Genomic DNA, 19,265 nt, shown 5'->3' with positions numbered 1-19,265 from the left:
CATCATGAGAAAACTGCTGGTCGCCGTGGCCGCCGCCGCGCTGGCGCTGACCGCTTGCGGTTCGGGGGACTCGGGAGGTGACGGCAAGGTCACCCTCACGTTCTGGGACAACAACGGGGGGCCCGCCCGCGAGCCGATCTACAAGGAGCTGATCTCGCGCTTCGAGTCGGCGAACCCGGACATCAAGGTCGAGTACGTCGGCATCCCCAGCGCGTCGGTGCAGCAGAAGTACGACACCGCCATCGCCGGCGGTGAGACGCCCGACGTCGGTGGCGTGACCACCTCGTACCTGGCGCACCTGATCGGCCAGAACGCGCTGGCCCCGCTCGACGACCGCATCAACGGCGGCGCGCTGAAGGACAAGCTGCTGCCCTCGCTGGTGGAGACCGTCCGCCAGACCGCGCCGGACGGCAAGCTCTACATCGTCCCGTCGTCGGCCAACATGGACGTCATCTGGTACCGCGCCGACTGGTTCAAGGACGCCGGCCTGGAGCCGCCGAAGACCTGGGACGAGTTCATCACGGCCGCCACGCAGCTCACCGACGCGGGCGCGAACAAGTACGGCTACACCATCCGCGGCGGCGCCGGCTCGGTGTTCCAGCTGATCACCGAGGCGTACGCGTACTCCGGCGTGGACAACTTCTTCGAGGGCGGCCAGAGCACGCTGGGCGACAGCGCCAACGCGGAGCTGGTCGACAAGGTCGCCGACCTCTACAAGAAGGCCACGCCCGAGGCCGACATCAACAACAGCTTCACCCAGATGATCGCCCAGTTCACCGGCGGCTCGGTCGCCATGATGCACCACAACCTGGGCTCCTACAGCGACGTGACCAAGGCGCTCGGCGACAAGGTCGCCGCGATCCCGCTGCCGGTCGGCCCCAGCGGCAAGCGGACCGTCGTGCCCAACCCGACCGACGGCTTCGCGGTGTTCAACAACAGCGAGCACCAGGACGCGGCGTGGAAGTTCGCCGAGTTCCTGACCTCCTCGGAGTCCAACAGCTACTGGAACGAGAAGGTCGGCCAGATCCCGGCGAACACCGACGTGCGCAGCGCGCCGTGGATCGACAAGAGCGCCCACGTGAAGATGGCGCTCGGCATCCTGGAGGACCCGGCGACGATCCTCGTGCCCGCACCGGTGTACCTGCCGCAGTACTCGTCGATCACCAAGGCCGACAGCGAGCCGCTGTACCAGAAGGTGCTGCTGGGCGAGACGTCCGCGCAGGACTTCCTCAACGGCATGGCGGAGAAGCTGACCGCGGCCCAGAAGGAGTGGGAGGAACGGAATTGATCGAGCGCGTCGAGGTGTCGGTGTTCACGACCACCGCGTGGACGGCGGTGGACCCGCACGGGCACCGGCACCCGAGCGCCGAGCACGAGGTCCGCGAGGCCGTGCTGGAGATCACCGACTCCGACGGCGTCGTGGGCCGCGTGCAGGCGCACCCCGACCAGTTGCGGCCCGCCGTGCTGGAGTCGATCGTCAAGCCGGTGCTGATCGGCGCGGACCCGTGGGACCGCGAGCTGCTGTGGCGCAAGATGGCCCGCAAGCAGCGCGGCTCGCACGGCCGGTTCACCGACCGCGCCCTCGGCTACGTCGACACCGCGCTGTGGGACCTGGTGGGCAAGCGGGTCGAGCTGCCGGTGTGGAAGCTCATCGGCGGCGCCCGCTCCCGCGTGCCCGCCTACGCCAGCACGATGTGCGGCGACGAGATCCCCGGCGGCCTGTCCACTCCCGGCGACTACGCCGAGTTCGCCAAGCAGCTGGTCGAGCGCGGGTACCGGGCGATCAAGCTGCACACGTGGATGCCGCCGGTGCCCGGCGCGCCGAACGTGCGGGCCGACATCGCCGCGTGCGAGGCCGTGCGAGAGGCCGTCGGCCCGACCGTGGCGCTCATGCTCGACGCCAACCACTGGTACTCGCGCACCGAGGCGCTGGAGCTGGGCCGCGCCCTGGAGCGGTTGGACTACTACTGGTTCGAGGAGCCGATGGAGGAGGCCTCGATCAGCTCCTACCGGTGGCTGTCCGAGCAGCTGTCCATCCCGGTCATCGGGCCCGAGGTGGCGTGGGGCAAGCACCTCAGCCGCGCCGAGTGGGTGACCTCCGGCGCGTGCGACATCCTCCGCGCCGGGCCCACCGACGTGGGCGGCATCTCGCCGACGCTCAAGGCCCTGCACCTGGCCGAGGCGTTCAACATGGACTGCGAGGTCCACGGCGACGGCTCCGCCAGCCTGGCCGTGCTGGGCGGCACCGACAACGGCCGCTGGTACGAGCGCGGCCTGCTGCACCCGCTGCACGACTTCGACCGCGTGCCGCCCCACCGGCTCGCGATCGCCGACCCGCTCGACGACGAGGGCTTCGTCACCCTGTCGACCTCTCCCGGACTGGGCGACGAGTTCGACGTCGAGCACATCCGCCGGCACACGACCGAGAGGTGGTGAGCACGGTGTAGTCGCCCGCGACCGCCGCGAGACCCACCGCCGCCGGACCCGCCGCCAGACCACCGCCGCCAGAACGACCGCCGCCAGAACGACCGCCGCCGGTTCCCTTTTCATCCACAGTCGTATGGAGGAAACCGCATGTCCCGCAAGACATCCCGTGCGCTGCTCGCGGCCACGGCCCTCGTCGCCACCGCCGTCATGGTGGCGCCCTCGGCCAACGCCGCGTCGTTCAACCTCCAGGGTTGGGCCACGCAGTGCGGCGGCACCACCGGAGGTAGCGGTGGTGCGACGGTGAACGTCGGCAGCGACGCGACCGCGTTCATCAACGCGGCCAAGTCCAGCAGCGCGCAGGTGATCCGGGTCTCCGGCACCATCACGCTGTCCAGCATGACGAAGGTCGCGTCCAACAAGACGATCATCGGCGTGGGCTCGGGCGCCGCCATCGTCGGCCACGGCCTCAACGTGTCGGAGGCCAACAACGTCATCATCCGGAACCTGAACTTCAGGAACTGGAAGGACGACGCGATCAACGTGCAGTACTCGACGCGCGTGTGGATCGACCACAACAGCCTGTCCAACGGCTACGACGGCGCGATCGACGTCAAGCGCGCGTCCGACTGCGTGACCATCTCGTGGAACAAGATCAGCAGCCACGACAAGTCCATGCTGCTGGGCCACAGCGACGACAACGGTGGCGAGGACCGCGGCAAGCTGCGCGTCACCTACCACCACAACTGGTTCGACGGCACCGGCCAGCGCCACCCGCGGGTCCGCTTCGGCAACCCCGTGCACGTGTTCAACAACTACTACGGCGGGGTGACCTCCTACGGTGTCGCCTCGACGGAGGAGGCGGGCGTCCTCGTCGAGGGCAACTACTTCGAGAACACCGAGGACCCGTTCCACCGCGGCGAGGGCAGCTCCGACCCCGCCAACCTGGTGGCGCGGAACAACCACTTCGTGAACTCGGGCTCGGGCGACCAGGGCGGCAGCGTCAAGTCGATCCCGTACTCCTACTCGCTGGACTCGGCGAGCAGCGTGAAGTCGACCGTCCAGGGCGGCGCGGGCACCGGCAAGGTCTCGGGCTGATCCCCTAGCGGTGTGAACGGCGACCCCCGGCGGTGTTCCGCCGGGGGTCGTCCCGCGTCCGGGGTCAGGCGGGGGCGACGGGTTGCCGGAGGATCGTGCGCAGCCGCTCGGGCGCGACCTTCCGGGGGTCGCCGAGGTAGATCTCGTGGTGCCTGCCGGTCAGGCGCAGCCCCTGCTCGGGGATGAACCGGTGGTGCATCCGGTCGAGGACCTCGCCCTCGTCGTCGTAGGGGCCGACGTGCAGGGTCTGGACGCAGGTGCCCTCGTCGAGCGACCGGAGGGCGACCCGGTCGGCCGCGCCGGCCTCCGCCGCCACCGCGGCGACCAGGTCCGGGGGGATCCAGTCCGGCACCAGGATCAGCAGGGTCCAGCTCCACCGGCCCTTGTCGCGCCGCGACGTGAACGCCTCCATGTCGTCGGCCCACCACAGGCCCTCCAGCGGCATGACGACGTAGTCCCGGTCGAGTTCCCGCTTGCTCGCGAACTTGAGCTTGTAGGCGACGGGGTAGAGCGCGGCGAGCGCGTCGGCGTACTCCGGCCCGGTGTTCGGGTCGCCGCGGCCGTCCACCGCCAGGTACCGCAGCGGTGGCACCTCGACGACGCGGAACACGCCGTGGCGGGCCCGGTAGCAGTCCAGCTCCTTCTTGAGGTCGACCTTCGGCGTCACGGCGCGCACCTCCGGGGCCCGAACTCGTCGAGCTGCCGGACGCCGCGCTCCTCGACCACCCGCTCGATGTCGTGGCCGTGCCCGGGACGCTCGACGAGCAGGCCGAGGACGGTCGGCTCCGCCGGTGACAGGTCCACGTCCCCATCCTAGTGCCAGGACGGGGACGTGGACCCCGGGCTCCTGCTACTCCGGGACGCGAGGCAGCTTCTGCGTCGGGCTCTCGTCGGGCGGCGGGTTCTGCTCGTCCTCGTCCGGCTTGCACGGGTCGTCGCTGGACATGGTCACCTCCTCTCCTCCGGCTCGAAGTCGGCCTCGGGGTAGGGGAGGACCAGTGCGGTGACGTCGTCACGGCTGCCGCGCTCGCGCGCCGCCCCGACGAGCAGCTCGGCGCAGGACCGCGGGTCGTGCGCGTGCTCGGCGAGCAGGGCGGCGAGGTCGTCGTGCGGGAGCTTCAGCCCGTCCGAGGCCAGGACCAGCACGCGGGCGATCGCCTGGAGGCCCTCGACGCCGTCGACCGGGACGCGGGCGAGGCTGCGCCGGAGCTGGTGGTCGTGGGCGGCGGCCTCGGCCTCCGGCGCGCCGGCGCGGCGCATCTCCTCGCCGAGGGTGTGGGGCGCGGTGAAGCGGCGCACGCTGCCGTCGTCCTTGAGGCCGTAGGCGGAGCTGTCCCCGGACCAGGCGATGCGCCAGCACCCGCCGGGCCGGACCGAGGCGACCACGATCGCGCCGGTGGGGTCGACCAGGTCGGTGTCCGGGTCGGACCAGGCCTCGGCGGCGGCGACGACGCCGAGCACCGGCGTGCGGCGCGCGGCGACCCGGGCCGCGGTGCCGGCCGCCACCGCCGCGAACTCGACCACCTCGGGCTCGGAGCCGGTGCCGTCGACGACCGCGGCGGCGAGCACGCCGTGGTGGACGTGGACGGCGTGGGCGTCGGCGTTGCGCGGCCGTTTCGGGCCCCGCGAGGTGGCGGCGCCGACCGTGCGGCGGAGCGGTGGTGCTGCGGTCATGGCGGTGCGCCCTCCCCGTACCGCGACGTGGCTCGCGGTGGCCCCCGGCCGGATCGGCCGGTCGGGACCGAAGGTAGGGGCGCGGGGGACGGGGTGGTGGGGACGCCACCCGTCGGTGCGGACGTCTTCACGCCGTCGTGGGTTGGTGTACCGGCGGGGCGCGCCCCGGTCGACGACCGCCGACCGGGGCGCGCCGGGTCACGCGGTCAGCCGCGACGCCACTTCTGGTTCGCGCCGCCCGTGCACTCCCACTGCTGGAGCGGCGTGCCGGAGCCGCCCCACGAGGTGACGTCCACGCACTTGTTGGCCTGCGGGTTGACCAGGTCGCCCGCGCCGCTGAGCACGAACTGCTGCGCGGGGTTGCCGGAGCACCTGGCCAGCTGGATCACGGCGCCGTTGTCGCGCGAACCCCACGCCACGTCCATGCACAGGCCGAACGCCCGCACCGTGCCGTCGCCGGGGAAGGTCCAGTTCTGCGCGGCGGTGCCGTTGCAGTCCCACACCTGGAGGCGCTGACCCTCGACCGCGTTGCTGTTGGGCACGTCGACGCACTTGTCCTGGTAGCCGATGATCCGGCCGCCACCGCCGCCGCCCGTGGTGGTCAGCTGGAGGCCGTAGACGCCGAGGATCTCGTTGAGCGGCTGGAACAGCGTGGTGCCGCCGGTCGAGCAGTTGCCCGAGCCGCCCGAGGTGACGCCCTGCGCCTGGTTGCCGGCCAGCCACGCGCCGCCGGAGTCGCCGCCCTCGGCGCACGCGGTGGTCGAGGTCAGGCCGTGGACCAGGCGGCCGGAGTAGTTGACGGTGACGTTCTTGGCCTGGACCGTGCCGCAGCGCCAGCCCGTGGTGCGGCCCGAGCGGCACACCGACGCGCCGATGCCCGCCTCCTGCGAGCCCGCCACCGCGACGCTGCCGCCCGAGTAGTTGTTCACATAGGGCGTCGGGGTCCAGTTGGCGTTGGTCCGCACCCAGGCGTAGTCGTTCTCCGGGAACGAGGAGCCGGCGAACGTGCCCTGGGCGACGTTGTTGTGGCCGAGCGTGGGGCTGCCCGCGCCACCGCAGTGGCCGGCCGTGACGAAGCCGCCGTTGTTCACCGAGAAGCCGACCGAGCAGAGCGTGTTGCCGTTGATGACGTACTGGTCGCCGCCCCGGATGTCGTGCAGGGGCTCGGGCGCCTGCTCCGACACGACGGTCCGCGCCGCCACGCCCGCCCGCGCGGCGAAGGCCCGCGCGGCCGACGCGGTCCGGGCGGTCACGACCACGGAGTTGGTGCCCGGGTCGACGTGCCAGGAGTGGACGTCCGAGCCGACGGGCGCGCGGTCCAGCGCGGCCTTGGCGTCCACGAGCGACTTCTCGGTCCTGGCCACGGGCACGGGGGACGCGCCGGCGGCCCGCACGGCGGCGGCGTCGGCCCGGTCGACCACGCCGACCTTGAGCCCGCCGTCGTACCAGGCGCCGCCGAACCGGTCGCCGAGGCGCGCCCTCAGCGCCCGCTCGACCGGCACGGAGGCGGACTCGGCGGCCTGCTCGACGGCCGCCCGCGCCGGGTCCCAGCCCAGGTCGCGCGCCAGTGCGACGTGCAGGGGATCGGCCGCCGGCGCGGCCTGGGAGGGTGCGGCCTGGGCGGCGGGCACGACGACGAACGCGGCGGCCACCACCGCCGCGCAGCACTGCGCGATCAATCTCACGACAGCTCCTAATGCAGGGAGGAGAGGTGTGAGAGCGCTCTCGTGAGGAAGCTTCGCAGTTGGTCCAAACCCCGTCAACAGGTTCGGTGAGAGCGCTCTCCAAGACGGTTGTCCGGGAAATGCCTGGTTGGACCGGGACGGCTCGCGCCCTTCGGGGATGATGCGCGGGTGGACCTCCGCTCCTGGTTCCGGCGCCGGCCGCCCGCACCGCCCGCGCTCGCACCCGAACCGCCGCCACCGCCGCCGGTGGAGGCCTACCGGCCCCTGGTCGAGCTGCTCGCCGACCCGCTGCCCGAACCGTGGCGGTCCTCGCGCTGGGAGGCCTTCCTGGCCGCGTTCGCGTTCCAGGTCGAGGAGGAGGGCGAGGGCGATTCGCACGTCGCGCGCTGGGAGGCGCTGATCGCGGCGTTGCAGCACCCCGGGGAGCCGGACTGGTGGCTCGCCTTCGCCGTCGACTGGAAGGACGGGCAGGAAGCCGTGGCGCAGGCCGCCGCGCTCGCCGAGGCCCACGGCGTCACCGAGCCGTACGCGTGGACGCGGGACGCGCCGCCCTGCGTGCCGGACGTGCTGGAGGACTTCTCGGGCTGGGTGCGGCGGCACGACCTCCGCTACGTCCGGTGGGAGCGGGACGCCGACGCGTACTACGGCTTCGTGCTGCGCCCCGAGCAGGTGCCCGAGTGGGAGCGGCTGACCGCCGAGCTGGGCCTGCACGGGTGAGGACGACCGCGTCCCCCGGCGGCCGTGGCCACCGGGGGACGCGGGGTCGTCGCGCTTACGGGTTGATGTTGAGGGTGAAGGTGGTCGTGCGGTTGCGGACGTCCTCGTTGTTGTTGCTCAACCGCAGGTTGTGGAACGTCGCCGAGCCCACCGCCGGTCCCTGGCCCGCCTCCGGCATCTCGTTGACCCAGATGCCGATGCCCGACTTGGCCTGGAACGCGTCACCGCTGAGCCGCGCCCCGGAGATCGAGACGTTGGTCAGCACGGTGTCCTGGACCGGGTTCTGCGGCTGCCCGCCCACGTAGTTGGTCTGGAACATGATGCCGCTGTAGGTCGGGTCGACGATGTCCACGTCGGTGACCCGGATGCCCCGGAACGGCTTGGACGCCGAGAACATCCAGATGCCCGGGAACGTCTGCGCGCCCCAGAAGTGGCCGCCGGTGCGGACCAGGGTGAGCCCGCTGAACGTGGTCGGCTCGGGCCCGAAGCCGTTCATCGGGTAGCCGAAGTCCAGCGAGCTGATCGTGACGCCGGAGTAGGTGAGCGTGTCGGCCACGTAGATGTTGCGGAAGGTGTTGAGGTAGCCGCCGTACACCGCCAGGCCCGCCGCCCGCCACGGCGTCAGGGACGTCAGGTTCTCGTAGACGTTGTTCTTCTCGTCCGCGCCGCCCGCGTCGATCGCGGAGAACAGCGCGAAGCTGTCGTCGCCGGTCGAGCGCGCCTCGATGTTCTGCACGAGGTTGTCCGTGCTGCCGTTGGTCATGTTGACGCCGTCGGCGAACGTGTTGCGGATGCGGGAGTTCTTGATGGTCATGAAGTCGGTGTTCGCGCCCCAGTAGAGGCACACCGTGTGCTCGGCCCAGATGTTGTCGATGGTGATGTTGGCGACGTTGCTGAAGTCGAACACCTTGCCGGGACCGTCGATGCGCGACACGTAGTTGCCGAAGAACGAGAAGCCGCTGAACGTCGAGCCGTTGACCGAGGCCTCGGCGCGGAAGCCCGCGTCGGTGTTCTCCTGCGCGGTCGGCACGACGAACCTGGTGAACCACGGGCCCGCGCCGATCAGCCGCACCGGCTTGCCGTACACCTGGAACTTCTGCGCGGTGGTGTAGGCGCCCGCCGGCAGGTAGACGCCCAGCAGCGTGCCGCTGGTGTCCATGCGGAACCGGTCCAGGGCGTTCTGCACGTCCTGGTGGCCGAACCCGGCGGGCGTGATGTAGCGCGCCGGGTCGGGGTTGCCCTGCGCCACGGCGTGCTCGAAGTTGACGAAGTCGACGGCGTAGTTGGTGGTGTTCGCGGCGTCCTTCTGGAGCTTGATCCGCGTGCCCGCCGGGAACGTGCCGTCGAGCACCACGTTGGCCTCGTCGTAGATGTGCCGGGGCCCGCCCGCGCTCGGCGAGTTGCCCGGGTTGGCCTCGTTGCCGTAGAGCCAGATGTGCCGCGAGGTCAGCTGGATCGCCTTGTGGAACGTGCCGTTGACGTAGACGTTGAGCGTGGAGTCGATGCCGCCGCCGCCCGGCGCGTCGGGGATGGAGAAGCGGGTGACCAGGGTGTTGGTGGCCACGCCGGTGGTGAACTCGACGGACGCGCCGGTGCTGTTCAGCGTGACCGCGCGGCGGCCGGACGCCTCGCCGGCGAGGTCGCCGATGGTGCGGTTGGGGCCGATCTTCTGCGCGCCGCCCGCGGTCACGCCGTCCTCGGCCTCGACGTGCTGCCACGGCACGTTCGCGCCGCGGCCGACGAACAGCGGCTGGTTCGACAGGTTGTTGCCCCGCCGGGACGGGATCTCGTTGGCGTCGACCGCGACCTGGGCGCGCACGGTGTAGTTGCCGTTGGCGGCGGTCCACGTGCCCAGGCTGACCTGCGGGCTCGACTGGCCGGGCTGGATCACGCCGGTGAAGCTGCCGGTCAGCGTGCGCACCGTGCCGCCGGAGGCGTTGAGCAGGGTGAGCGTGACGCCGTGCGCGCCACCGGCCGAGGCGGTGCTGCCCTCGTTGCGGATCACCGCGTTGAAGGTGACGTTCTGGCCGTTGGAGGGGTTGCCGGGCGACCAGGTGATCGTGCCGACGAGGTCCGAGCTGGGCACCGGGGTGACGACCAGCGCGGACGGGTGCACGCGGGCGTTGTTGGCCTCGTCCTGCTCGACGACCTTCTTCGTCTCGTCGACCTTCGCGGTGTACTCGTAGGAGCCCGAGGTGCGCGCGCCGATGTTGGTGGTGACGGTCGCGGACGCGCCCGCCGCCAGGGCGCCCACCTGGGCGGTGCCGACGGACTGGCTGCCGAGGAAGAACGTCACGTCGGTGGCCCCGGACGCCGCCGTGCCCGCGTTGCGCACGGTGGCGGACAGCGTGACCGCGTCGGTCTCCACCGGGCTGGTCGGGGTGAACGAGGTGCCGGTGACGGTCAGGTCCGGGTTGGGCGCGGCCGTGCCGAACACCTGGAACTCGGCGACCTGGCCGCCGGGCGCGCCGCTGTTGGCGGTGATGCGCAGCTGCACGTCCGCGACCCGCCCGGACAGCGGGATCGTCGCGGTGTTGCCCGAGGCCGGGTTGAAGGCGTGGTCGCGGGCGGCGGCGAGGGTGGTGAAGCCGGTCGCGCCCTGCTCGCGGCCCAGCACCTGGATGTTCTGGGTGCGCGGGCCCCACGCGGACGACGGGTTCAGCTTGACCACCACCGAGCTGAGGTCGGCGTTGGCGCCGAGCTGCGCGGTGAGGGTGTTCGGGTAGGTCGCGCCCTCCCAGTAGGTGTTCACGTCGTCGTCGTTGGCGTTGGCGGCGACGAAGGTGAACGCGTGGGAGCTGGCCGTGATCGGCTTGCCCTTGGCCAGGTTCTGGCCGCTGCCGCCCGAACCGGGCCGGGTCACGCTGTTGCTGGGCGGCGACTGGTTGCCCGCCGCGTCCTTGGCGACGACGTGGTAGGTGACCGCGAGGCCGTCCGGCTGGGTGTCGGTGTACGCGAGCACGGTGCCGGCGACGCTGGTCCGCAGCTGGCCGTTGGCGTAGACGTCGTAGCCGGTGACGCCGGTGTTGTCGCTCGACGCGGACCAGGTGAGCCTGATCTGGCCGGACTGCGGCGTGGTGTACGCGAGGTTCGCGGGCGCGCTGGGCGCCTGGGTGTCGCCGCCGGAGGTGCCGTGCACCTCGAACTCGGAGAGCTGCGCGGCGGGCCAGCCGGTGTTGCCGGTGATCAGCAGCCGCACGTACCGAGTGGTGGTCGCGGTGAACTGGATGGTCACCGCGTTGTTCGAGGCGGGGTTGAAGGCGTACTGGGCCGAGGGCACGAGGTCGCTGAACGAGGTGCCGTTCGCGCTGTGCTGCACGGCCAGCGTCTGCGTGCGCGCGCCCCAGTTCACCGTGGGCAGCTTCAGCACCACGCGGTCGACCTTGAGGGCCGCGCCGAGGTCGGCCCGCAGCCACTGCGGGAACGCGTTGTTCGCGCTCTCCCAGTAGGTGGCCTGGTTGCCGTCGCCGGCGTTGGCCGCCTGGTAGACGTCGCTGTGGCTGCTCGCGGTGTAGGTGGCGGGCAGCAGGGCCTGCGCGTCGACCACGCGGCGGACGTCGACCTCGGCCAGCTGCGCGCGGTCGCCGGTGCTGTTGCCGGTCACCTCGACCTGCACGAAGCGGACCAGGGTCGGGTCGACGTCGAACGTCACCTGGTTGCCGTTGGCCCGGTTGAACGCGTGGGTGCCGGACGGCACGAGCGTGGAGAGCCCCTCGCCGTCGAGGCTGGTCCGGATGCTGAAGGTCTGCCGCCGCTCGCCCCAGTGCTCGGGCACCGACAGCCGGACCTGGTCGATCCGGGTGGGCGCGCCGAGGTCGAGGCCGACCGACCGGGGGAGGGAGTCGGTCTGCCAGTAGGTGTTCCGGTCGCCGTCGTCCACCAGGGCGGCGGCGGGCGCGCCCTGGGCGGCGGGGGAGACCAGGGTCAACGCGGTCAGGGACAGTGCGAGCAGTGCTGCGGCTAGGCGTGAACGAGCACGTGTCGTCGGTGACATCGGTGCCGGCCCTTCTCGTCGGGCGGTGCAGGGGTGGCCGCAAGTCGGCAGAACTCGCTGTTGTCGATAAGTTCCGCCTACTTGTCGATTTTTTGCGTAGTGCGCTCGAAGAGTTACAGACCGGCTGTGTGAAAGTCAACACATCCGCACCACGGCGAAGGCCGCCCGCGCGTGGCGGGCGGCCTTCGGGGGACTGCCTGGTGGCGTGCCGGCGCTAGGTCCGCCGCACGATGACGCGCTGCAAGGCGATGAACGCCAGCAGCAGGCCGCCGATCACGATCTTGGTCCACCACGAGGACAGCGTGCCCTCGAACGAGATCAGCGTCTGGATGGTGCCCAGCACCAGCACGCCGACCACCGAGCCGATGACGAACCCGACCCCGCCCGACAGCAGGCTGCCGCCCACCACCACGGCGGCGATGGCGTCCAGCTCCATGCCGACGGCGTGCAGGCTGTAGCCGGAGAGCATGTAGAGGCTGAACAGCAGACCGGCCAGGGCCGAGCAGAAACCGCTGATCACGTACACGCCGATCTTGACCCGCGTGGTGGCCAGGCCCATCAGCCGAGCGGACGACTCGTTGCCGCCCACCGCGTACACCGTCCGGCCGAACCGGGTCAGGTGCAGCACGTACACCGCGGCCAGCACCGCCACCAGCGCGATCACCACGCCGTAGGTGATGGTCACGCCACCGGGCAGCTCGATGGTGCCGGTGGCCAGCGAGCGGAACGCCGGGTCCTTGATCGAGACGGACTCGACGCTGATCACGAAGCACAGGCCGCGGGCCAGGAACATGCCCGCCAGGGTCACGATGAACGGCTGCACGCCGAACCGGTGGATCACCCAGCCCATCGCCAGCCCCAGGCCGGAGCCGACCGCCAGCACCGCGACCACCACCAGCAGCGGCGGCCACCCGGCGCGCAGGCCCGCCGCCGCGATCATCGTCGACAGCGCCACCACCGAGCCGACCGACAGGTCGATGCCGCCGGTCAGGATCACGAACGTCATGCCGACCGCGAGCACGATCAGGAACGCGTTGTCGATGAACAGGTTCGCCACCACCTGGCCCGACGCGAACCCCTCGTACCGCACCGAGCCGACGCCGAACGTCGCCACGAACACCACGAACGTCGCGATCACCGGCAGGAACCGCGACGGCACCCGTCGCAGCCCGCCGCCCGGGGCCGCCTCCGGGGTCGACCTCTTACCGGTCGTCGTCGTCGCCGTCATCGCAGGGCCACCCCTCGCCTCACCCGGATCCTGATCGGCGCCTGCACCAGGCACACCGCGATCACCACGACCGCCTTGAACACCAGCGTGATCTCCGGCGCGATGCCGGCCGTGTAGACCGTCGTGGTCAGCGTCTGGATGATCAGCGCGCCGAGCAGCGTGCCGGTCAGCGAGTACCGGCCGCCCGCCAGCGACGTGCCGCCGATGACCACCGCCAGGATCGCGTCCATCTCGATCCACAGGCCGGCGTTGTTGGCGTCCGCCGCGCTCACGTTCGAGCTGATCATCAACCCGGCGATGCCCGCGCACAGCGCCGCGAACACGTACACCGTCCAGATGATCGTGCGCGACCGCACGCCCGCCAGCCTCGACGCCTCCGGGTTCACCCCGACCGACTCGATCAGCATCCCCAGCGCCGTGCGCCTGGTCGCCAGCGCGACCAGGCCCAGCACCGCGAGGCTGATCAGGATCGCGATCGGCAGCACCAGGAAGCCCGCGCCCACCTGCCGGTAGACGGGGGAGTCCACGGTGATGATCTGGCCCTCGGTGATCAGCATCGCCACGCCGCGCCCGGCGGTCATCAGCACCAGGGTGGCGATGATCGGCTGGATGCCGAGCACCGAGACCAGGAACCCGTTCCACAGCCCCAGCACCGCGCACAGCGCCAGCGCCAGGCCCATCGCGACCCACGCGTTGCCGCCGGCGGCGATGTGCGTGCACGTCACCGCGCCCGCGATCGCCGCCACCGCGCCCACCGACAGGTCGATGCCGCGGGTGGCGATGACCAGCGTCATGCCCAGCGCGATCAGCAGCGTCGGCGCGCCGTTGCGCAGGATGTCCACCAGGCTGCCGAACAGCGCGCCGTCCTGGACCCGCAGCGAGAAGAACGAGGGCGTGAACACCACGTTCAGCAGCAGCAGGGCGACCAGGGCCAGGACCGGCCACAGCAGTCGGTTCTTCACGAGGCCACCGCCTTGTCGACCGGCGTCACGAGGGCCCCGGGCGCGGCGGGCTCGTCGACGTGACCGGCGATCAGCTCCATCACGTCGTCCACGCCGGCGTCGCCGCCCAGCTCGGCCACCATCTTCCGGTCGCGCATCACCACCACCCGGTCGGAGATGCGGACCACCTCCTCCAACTCCGCGGAGATGAACAGCACCGCCATCCCCTCGGCGGCCAGCTCGGCCACCAGCTTCTGGATCTGCGCCTTCGCGCCCACGTCGATGCCGCGCGTGGGCTCGTCCAGGATCAGCAGCCGGGGCTTGGTCACCAGCCACCGCGCCAGCAGCACCTTCTGCTGGTTGCCGCCGGACAGGTTGCCGACCATCTTCTCCGGGTCCGCCGGCCGGATGTCCAGCACCTCGATGTACTTGGCCACCAGCTCGTCGGCCAGCTTGCGCGGCACGGGCCGGGCCCAACCGCGGGCGGCCTGCATCGCCAGGATCAGGTTGTCGCGCACGCTCAGGTCGGCCACGACGCCCTCGGCCTTGCGGTCCTCCGAGGAGAACGCGATGCCCGCCGCGATCGCCGCCCGCGGCCCGGTCAGCCGCAGCGGCTCGCCGTCCACCAGCACGCGGCCCGAGTCGGCCTTGTCCGCGCCGTACAGCAGCCGCGCCACCTCGGTGCGGCCCGAGCCGAGCAGCCCGGCCAGGCCCACCACCTCGCCCGTGCGGATGGTCAGGTCGAACGGCTCGACGCTGCCCTTGCGCCCCAGGCCCTCGGCCACCAGCAGCGGCTCGCCCGGCGAGCCCGAGCGGTGCTCGATCTCCTCCAGCAGGCCGACCTCGCGGCCCAGCATCGCCGACACCAGGTCGAGCCTGCTCAGGGAGGCGGTCATGTGCTCGCCGACCAGGCGGCCGTTGCGCAGCACGGTCATCCGGTCGGAGATCTCGTAGACCTGCTCCAGGAAGTGCGTCACGAACAGCACCGCGACGCCCTCGTCGCGCAGCACCCGGATGATCCGGAACAGCTCCGCGACCTCGTCGGCGTCCAGGCTGGAGGTCGGCTCGTCCAGCACCAGCACCCGCGCGTCGACGGCCACCGCGCGCGCGATGGCCACCAGCTGCTGCACCGCGATCGGGTGGCTCTCCAGCACCGACGCCGGGTCGATGTCCAACCCGATGCGCGCCAGCAGCTCCGCGGAGCGCCCGCGCATGGCCTTGCCGTCGATGCGGCCGAACTTCCGCGGCTCACGACCGAGCAGGATGTTCTCCGCCACGGTCAGGTTCGCGCACAGGTTGACCTCCTGGTACACCGTGCTGATCCCGGCCGCCTGGGCCTGCGCGGGCCCGCCGAACGAGACCGCCTCACCCGCGTACCGGACCTCGCCGGCCGCGAGGCGGTGCACGCCGGTCAGGGCTTTGATGAGCGTGGACTTGCCCGCTCCGTTCTCGCCCATCAAGGCGTGGACCTCACCGGGGAACAGCCGGAAATCCACCTCCTGGAGGGCCTTCACACCGGGGAACTCCACTGAGATGCCCCGCATGTCGACGACCGGCTCGGTCACCGGACAACTCCCCTCGCGCAGCTGGCTGTCGCCTCCGCGCCACGCTCCGGGACGGCGGGAGGCCGACCGCGCCTACCGGGAGCACGGCCGGGTGCGGCTCCCGCCACCACACCCGGAGGGTGGCGGGAGCCGCGGTCTGGAACGGGTACGGGATCAGTACTTGCGCTCGGGGAGCGCGGCCTTGGCCTGCTCCGAGGTGAACGTGGTCTCCTCGGTCACCACCCGGGCCGGCACCTCCTCGCCGGCCACGACCTTCTTGGCCAGCTCCATCAGCTGCTTGCCCAGCAGCGGGTTGCACTCGACGATGAAGTTGATCTCACCGGCGGCCAGCGCGGTCATGCCGTCCTTCACCGCGTCCACGGTGATGATCTTGATGTCCTTGCCGGGCACCTTGCCCGCGGCCTTGATCGCCTCGATCGCGCCCAGGCCCATGTCGTCGTTGTGCGCGTACACCACGTCGACGTCCGGCACGGACTTCAGGAACGCCTCCATGACCTGCTTGCCGCCCGACCGCGTGAAGTCACCGGTCTGCGAGGCCACGACCTTCAGGTTCGTGCCCTCGATGGCCTTCTCGAAGCCCTCCTTGCGGTCGATCGCCGGCGCGGCGCCGGTGGTGCCCTGGAGCTCCACGACGTTGGTCGCGTCCCCGGCGTTCTCCTTCAGCCACTCGCCGGCCTTCTTGCCCTCCTCGACGAAGTCCGAGCCCAGGAAGGTCTTGTAGAGCGAGGTGTCGTCCGAATCGATCGCGCGGTCGGTCAGGATGACCGGGATGTTGGCCCGCTGGGCCTCCAGCAGCACGGTGTCCCAGCCCGTCTCCACCACCGGGCTGAACGCGATCACGTCCACCTTCTGCTGGATGAACGACCGGATCGCCTTGATCTGGTTCTCCTGCTTCTGCTGCGCGTCGGAGAACTTCAGCTCGACGCCCGCCGCGGCGGCCTCGTCCTGGACCGACTTGGTGTTGGCGGTGCGCCACCCGCTCTCCGCGCCCACCTGGGCGAAGCCCATGGTGATCTTCCCGTCGTCGGCGCCCGACGACCCCGCGTCCCCGGAACCTCCGGAACCGCACGCGGTCAACGCGGCCAACAGGACCGCGCTGGTGGCGGTCGCGATCTTCTTGAGCACTGGTCTTCCTCCGTGTGAACCCGAGACACTTGCGGGGGCGGCGAACCGCGTGACGGTGGTCACCTGGGCCACAAGAGTGAACGTTCACAATCGCCACGTCAACCCCTCCGAAACGTCAACTTTGCACGCTTGACATGTTTGGAGAGGCGGACATATGTTAGCGCTCACTTTTGTGACTCAGCGCACGTCGACACCCGGACGTCCTGTTCACGCCGCGCGGCGAACGCCGCGCACGACGACGAGAGCGACGCCCCATGTTCTCCCTTCGCCACCGTCCACGCACCACCGCGACGGTCCTCGTCGCGGCACTGCTCGCCACGATGACAGGCAGCACCGCGACCGCCACCGCAGCCACCGCGGCGCCCGCAGCCGCCACCCCGACCGCCGCCGCCACGGCCGCCGCCGCCACCGCCGCCGCTGCTGCCACGGCCACCTCGACCGCCGCCGCTGCCGCCATGGCCACCACCGCCGCCATGGCCGCAGCGGCCGCCACCGCCGCTGACGACGGCCCGACCGACGGCCCGACCGACGGGCTGGCCGCGCACTACCCGCTCACCGAGACGGCCGGCACCGTCGCCCGCGACGCCTCGGGCAACGGCCGCGACGCCGCCGTCCTCGGCGACGCCACCCCGGCCGGCGCGGACGGCCTCCAGCTCGGCGGCGCCAACGGGCACGTGAAGCTGCCCGACCACCTCCTGCGCGACCTGACCGAGGTCAGCGTCTCGCTGGAGGTCCGCATCGCACCGGACCAGGCGACGCCGTACTTCATCTGGGGCCTCGGCAACTCCTCGGGCACCTCCGGCAACGGCTACCTGTTCACCACCGGCAACGCATACCGCACCTCCATCGCCACCGGCAACTGGTCCACCGAGCAGACCACGACCGCGGGCCGCGACCTGGCCCGAGGCGTGTGGAAGACGCTCACCTACACCCTCGCCGACGGCACCGCAGTGCTCTACGAGGACGGCGTGGAGGTCGCCCGCAAGACCGGCGTCACCACCACCCCGGCGATGATCGGCAACGGCAGCACCACCGCCAACCACATCGGCCGCTCCGTCTACAGCGGCGACCGCCACCTCAAGGGCGCGGTCAGGGACTTCCGCCTGTACGACCGCGCCCTCACCGCCGCCGAAGCCCACGAGCTCGGCTTCGTCCCGGTCGAGGAGAAGGCCCGCCGCGACCTGGCCGCCCTGGACCTCGGCGACCTGTCCGCGGTCACCGCGAACCTCACCCTGCCCACCACCGGCCCGTACGGCTCGGTGATCACGTGGCGGTCGAGCGACCCGCGGCACGTGACCGATCAAGGCGCGGTCACCCGCCCCGCCCCGGGCGCACGCCCGGCCACGGTCACCCTCACCGCGACCGCCGCCGACCAGACCCGGGGTTTCACGGTCACCGTGAAACCCGAGCTGACCGACCGCCAGAAGGTCGCCGAGGCCGCCGCCGCGCTGACCGTGTGGAACCCCGAGGACATCCGCGGCAACATCACCCTGCCCACCACCGGCCTCCACGGCGCCGAGGTGACGTGGAAGACGACGAAGAAGAAGGTGATCACCGAAACCGGCGAGGTCACCCGCCCCGCCCACGGCAAGCGCCCGGAGCACGTGGTCCTCCTGGCGGTGGTCGCGAGCGGCAAGCGCAAGGCCGTCCGCGTCTTCCCCGTCACCGTCACGCCGCTGCCGCAGGAGCAGGCCTACGAGGGCTACCTGTTCGGCTACTTCACCGGCGAGGGCAGCGCCACCGGCGAGCAGGTGCACTTCGCCGCCAGCCGCGGCAACGACGCGCTCAAGTGGGACGAGCTCAACAACGGCAAACCGGTGCTCACCTCCTCTCTGGGGGACAAGGGCGTGCGCGACCCGTTCATCATCAGGTCGCCGGAGGGCGACAAGTTCTACCTCATCGCCACCGACCTGAAGATCCACGGCAACGGCAACTGGGACCTGGTGCAGCGCAATGGGAGCCGCCACATCGAGGTGTGGGAGTCAACGGACCTGGTCACCTGGTCGCAGCAGCGCCACGTGCGGGTGTCGCCGGAGACGGCGGGCAACACCTGGGCGCCGGAGGCGTACTACGACGAGTCCATCGGCGCGTACGTCGTCTTCTGGGCCTCCAAGCTCTACACCGCGGACGACCCGCAGCACACCGGCAACACCTACAACAAGATGCTCTACGCGACCACCCGCGACTTCCGCACCTTCACCGAGCCGAAGGTCTGGGTCGACCCGGGCTACTCGGTCATCGACTCGACCGTCATCAAGCACGGCGCGGAGTACTACCGCTTCACCAAGGACGAGCGGAACAACACCTCCAGCACCCCGTGCAGCAAGTTCATCCTGGCCGAGAAGTCCACTCAGCTGCGCGACACCTCCTACGACTTCGTCGCCGACTGCATCGGCAAGGGCTCGATCAACCAGGGCGAGGGCCCGACGGTGTTCAAGTCCAACACCGAGGACAGGTGGTACCTGTTCATCGACGAGTTCGGCGGTCGCGGCTACGTCCCCTTCGAGACCACCGACCTGGCCTCCGGGCAGTGGCAGCTCGCCACCGGTTACGAGCTGCCCAGCCGCCCGCGCCACGGCACCGTGCTACCGGTGACCAAGGCCGAACTGGACCGAGTCCGCGCCGCCTACCCCTGACCCCACCTCCACCTCCACCTCTGAGCTCCACCTCCACCTCCGAGACCAGCGGCCGGCCGCACCGACATCCACGACGCGGCCGGTCGCACCCCAACTCCATCTCCATCCCGATCCCCATCGAATCCCACGTCCTCCGTCGCACCGGTGGCGGACGAGGGCCGGGCGACGTCCGCGGGGC

Annotated in this window: 14 protein-coding genes; 5 read left to right on the top strand and 9 right to left on the bottom strand. The window is 71.2% G+C overall.

The features are described 5' to 3' along the window. The first annotated feature begins 4 nt into the window (after window positions 1-4). The 3 genes from ABD223_RS09265 (at window position 5) to ABD223_RS09255 (ending at window position 3,522) form a co-directional block, all read left to right on the top strand. A complete protein-coding gene (locus tag ABD223_RS09265; RefSeq protein WP_344035591.1) occupies window positions 5-1,288 on the top strand; it encodes an ABC transporter substrate-binding protein in 1,284 nt (427 codons plus the stop codon). Further along, on the top strand, window positions 1,285-2,436 hold the full coding sequence (locus ABD223_RS09260) for an enolase C-terminal domain-like protein (protein ID WP_344035590.1): 1,152 nt from the start codon (window positions 1,285-1,287) through the stop codon (window positions 2,434-2,436). Before ABD223_RS09265 ends, ABD223_RS09260 begins: the two co-directional genes overlap by 4 nt. 138 nt (window positions 2,437-2,574) lie before the next feature. Next, window positions 2,575-3,522 (top strand): pectate lyase family protein, encoded by a 948-nt coding sequence (locus tag ABD223_RS09255; RefSeq protein ID WP_344035589.1) that lies wholly within the window; start codon window positions 2,575-2,577, stop codon window positions 3,520-3,522. A 64-nt stretch (window positions 3,523-3,586) separates the two neighbouring features. Here ABD223_RS09255 and ABD223_RS09250 read toward each other — a convergent pair whose 3' ends face one another. From ABD223_RS09250 to ABD223_RS09235, 4 genes are all read right to left on the bottom strand, one after another. Further along, window positions 3,587-4,189 carry a GyrI-like domain-containing protein gene (locus ABD223_RS09250; RefSeq protein ID WP_344035587.1) on the bottom strand — a complete coding sequence of 201 codons (603 nt, stop codon included), beginning with the start codon at window positions 4,187-4,189 and terminating at the stop codon, window positions 3,587-3,589. Further along, window positions 4,186-4,326 (bottom strand): hypothetical protein, encoded by a 141-nt coding sequence (locus ABD223_RS09245; protein ID WP_344035586.1) that lies wholly within the window; start codon window positions 4,324-4,326, stop codon window positions 4,186-4,188. The genes ABD223_RS09250 and ABD223_RS09245 overlap by 4 nt, the downstream gene beginning before the upstream one ends. Window positions 4,327-4,470: 144 nt before the next feature. Continuing rightward, a complete protein-coding gene (locus tag ABD223_RS09240) occupies window positions 4,471-5,196 on the bottom strand; it encodes a PP2C family protein-serine/threonine phosphatase (protein WP_344035585.1) in 726 nt (241 codons plus the stop codon). 206 nt (window positions 5,197-5,402) lie between these two features. Further along, window positions 5,403-6,881, bottom strand: coding sequence for a ricin-type beta-trefoil lectin domain protein (locus ABD223_RS09235; protein WP_344035584.1), 1,479 nt, complete (start codon window positions 6,879-6,881; stop codon window positions 5,403-5,405). A gap of 168 nt (window positions 6,882-7,049) precedes the next feature. On the opposite strand from ABD223_RS09235, the gene ABD223_RS09230 reads away from it, so the two are divergent. Next, the gene (locus ABD223_RS09230) at window positions 7,050-7,598 is read left to right on the top strand and encodes a DUF6630 family protein (protein WP_344035583.1); all 549 of its coding nucleotides are present in this window, start codon (window positions 7,050-7,052) and stop codon (window positions 7,596-7,598) included. A 55-nt stretch (window positions 7,599-7,653) separates the two neighbouring features. On the opposite strand, the gene ABD223_RS09225 is transcribed toward ABD223_RS09230, so the two are convergent. The 5 genes from ABD223_RS09225 to ABD223_RS09205 form a co-directional block, all read right to left on the bottom strand. After that, complete coding sequence (locus ABD223_RS09225) at window positions 7,654-11,592, bottom strand: discoidin domain-containing protein (RefSeq protein WP_344035582.1); 3,939 nt, start codon at window positions 11,590-11,592, stop codon at window positions 7,654-7,656. Window positions 11,593-11,806: 214 nt separating this feature from the next. Further along, window positions 11,807-12,820: a galactofuranose ABC transporter, permease protein YjfF gene (yjfF, locus tag ABD223_RS09220; RefSeq protein ID WP_344035581.1), complete on the bottom strand. Its 1,014-nt coding sequence runs from the start codon at window positions 12,818-12,820 to the stop codon at window positions 11,807-11,809. After that, window positions 12,817-13,782: an ABC transporter permease gene (locus ABD223_RS09215; RefSeq protein ID WP_344035580.1), complete on the bottom strand. Its 966-nt coding sequence runs from the start codon at window positions 13,780-13,782 to the stop codon at window positions 12,817-12,819. The genes yjfF and ABD223_RS09215 overlap by 4 nt, the downstream gene beginning before the upstream one ends. Further along, window positions 13,779-15,305, bottom strand: a complete 1,527-nt coding sequence (locus ABD223_RS09210; RefSeq protein ID WP_344035878.1) for a sugar ABC transporter ATP-binding protein — start codon at window positions 15,303-15,305, stop codon at window positions 13,779-13,781. Before ABD223_RS09210 ends, ABD223_RS09215 begins: the two co-directional genes overlap by 4 nt. A gap of 174 nt (window positions 15,306-15,479) precedes the next feature. Continuing rightward, window positions 15,480-16,451 (bottom strand): ABC transporter substrate-binding protein, encoded by a 972-nt coding sequence (locus ABD223_RS09205; protein ID WP_344035578.1) that lies wholly within the window; start codon window positions 16,449-16,451, stop codon window positions 15,480-15,482. Between the two features lie 254 nt (window positions 16,452-16,705). Here ABD223_RS09205 and ABD223_RS09200 point away from each other — a divergent pair, with 254 nt between their 5' ends. After that, on the top strand, window positions 16,706-19,087 hold the full coding sequence (locus tag ABD223_RS09200) for an immunoglobulin-like domain-containing protein (protein ID WP_344035577.1): 2,382 nt from the start codon (window positions 16,706-16,708) through the stop codon (window positions 19,085-19,087). Window positions 19,088-19,265: the final 178 nt, after the last annotated feature.

This window comes from Saccharothrix xinjiangensis (genome assembly GCF_039527585.1).
GTDB lineage: Bacteria > Actinomycetota > Actinomycetes > Mycobacteriales > Pseudonocardiaceae > Actinosynnema > Actinosynnema xinjiangensis.
This window is presented reverse-complemented; position numbering and strand designations above follow the sequence as displayed.